General features: G+C 58.7%; 2 protein-coding genes. One reads left to right on the forward strand and one right to left on the reverse strand.

Going from position 1 to position 1,836, the window contains the following annotated elements; all coding sequences use genetic code 11:
* Nucleotides 1–213: 213 nt before the first annotated feature.
* Nucleotides 214–636, reverse strand: coding sequence for an Hsp20/alpha crystallin family protein (locus tag AAGW05_RS18450; protein WP_411806018.1), 423 nt, complete (start codon nucleotides 634–636; stop codon nucleotides 214–216).
* 175 nt (nucleotides 637–811) lie between these two features.
* Here AAGW05_RS18450 and AAGW05_RS18455 point away from each other — a divergent pair, with 175 nt between their 5' ends.
* Nucleotides 812–1,165 carry a MerR family transcriptional regulator gene (locus AAGW05_RS18455; RefSeq protein ID WP_411806019.1) on the forward strand — a complete coding sequence of 118 codons (354 nt, stop codon included), beginning with the start codon at nucleotides 812–814 and terminating at the stop codon, nucleotides 1,163–1,165.
* Nucleotides 1,166–1,836: the final 671 nt, after the last annotated feature.

The raw sequence follows: 1,836 nt of genomic DNA on the forward strand, positions 1-1,836 counted from the left end.
CTTCTTTGGTACGCGCCTCTTGGTGCGTATTGGTCGCTGCGGCGCTGACTACCGCGTGATACGATTGCTGTTTCTGTTTCTGTGGGGCAGTTGCTCTGCCCTCCCTGTCGGGGAGAATACCTATCTCGTCTCTGCGTTGTCCTCCTTTCGGGGTCGTACAGCTATCAGGGTGCTATCAGGAATGCGTTTGCTTGGTTCAGGCGTTGATGTGGTTCAGGCGTTGATGGCTTGGCGTTCATCGTCCCTGGTGGTGATGGCGATCTTGCGCGGCTTGGCGCGCTCGGCCACGGGGATGCGCAGGTTCAGGACGCCGGTGTCGTAACTGGCCTGAATGTTCTCCGTGTCCAGGTTCTCCCCCAGGACCAGCTGGCGGCTGAACACGCCCCGCGGCCGTTGGGAAGCGAGCATCTCCTTCTCCCCGTCCAAGGCGGGACGTTCGGCCCGAACGGTGACCACATTGCGTTCCACATCCAGGCTGATCGAGTCCGGACTCACCCCCGGCAGGTCAAACTCCACCCTGAAAATATCCCCGTCACGCCACGCGTCCATTGGCATCGCGGCAGGACGGGCCGGTGTGCCCAGCACCTGCTGGGCAAGGCGGTCGAGATCACGGAACGGGTCTGTACGCATCAACATGGCTAAATCACTCCTCGTCAGTGTCACTTGATGCAATCTCTCCTTGTTGGCCCATGCCATTACCTGTTGTGGATGGCATAGATTTTTTATAACACGTCTGCCACACTGGTGCAAGAGGTTTTTCGCAGGCCTCAAATTTCGAAGCCAAAAGGCAAGGAAGGGAGGGGCGCGAGGCATGGTGATCCGGGATCCGCGGGCACGCGGGGTGTACGCGATCTCCGTCGCGGCCGAGCTCGTGGGCACGGGCCAGCAAAACCTTCGCCTCTACGACCGCAAGGGACTCCTGGAACCATGGCGCACCGACGGGGGAACGCGCCGATACAGCGAGAACGACCTGGTGACCCTGCGACGGATCGCAGAACTCCTCGCCCAAGGGCTCAACCTCTCCGGCATCCGCCTGGTCCTAGCCCTGGAAACCGAAAACACGGCCCTCAAAGACAAACTCACACGCCACCCGGACCGAACCGGAACACAAAGACACACCCAGGCCGCCACCAACCCTGACACCCGCCACCCCCAACAAACCTAAAACCATCCGGAGCTCTGGTGGAGCGAGCCCGGTTTGGTGGACACGATTGGGGTTTGCGCGGTTTCCCGATTGTAGGAGACGTGCCGCTGAACCATTGCTAGACACAAGGTTGGTCGCTCCCCGAGCCAACCGCAAAATGCGATCGACCTCAGACCGTCCAAAGTCGACTTGACGAGATTTAAAAGAGTGGTTATATTTTTTCTCGTAAGAAAAAGAGAACGGAAGTTCCCCCGTTCAAAGTAGTTGTAGTTGATTGTCGAGGGGGAAGCACCGTTGCAGCAATACCGGGCCGTCAAGCAGTAGGAGACGGATACAGCAATACGTGGTCGTCGACAGCTTGAGACGACCACAGCAACACCAGCAATACGTGGTCGTCGACAGCTTGAGACGACCACAGCAACACCAGCAATACGTGGTCGTCGACAGCTTGAGACGACCACAGCAACACCAGCAATACCAGGCCGTCAAGCAGTGGGAGACGGATACAGCAACACCAGCAATACCAGCAATACCAGCAGCAGCATGGTCGTCGACAGCTTGAGACGACCACAGCAATTCACCCTAAGGGGCGGGCAAGGCAAGTGCATCTGTATGCATCCCTTGCCCGCCCCGCACCTTTTTGGCTAGGGGTTGCGTGCCACCATGGCAGGAATCGGAGCTGACCCTATCGG

The sequence above is a fragment of the Arthrobacter sp. LAPM80 genome, from assembly GCF_046736435.1.
GTDB lineage: Bacteria > Actinomycetota > Actinomycetes > Actinomycetales > Micrococcaceae > Specibacter.

Excerpts from the sequence above, each read along its gene's own strand:
- AAGW05_RS18450 (WP_411806018.1), bottom strand. The coding sequence starts at position 636 with ATGTTGATGCGTACAGACCCGTTCCGTGATCTCGACCGCCTTGCCCAG.
- AAGW05_RS18455 (WP_411806019.1), top strand. The coding sequence starts at position 812 with ATGGTGATCCGGGATCCGCGGGCACGCGGGGTGTACGCGATCTCCGTC.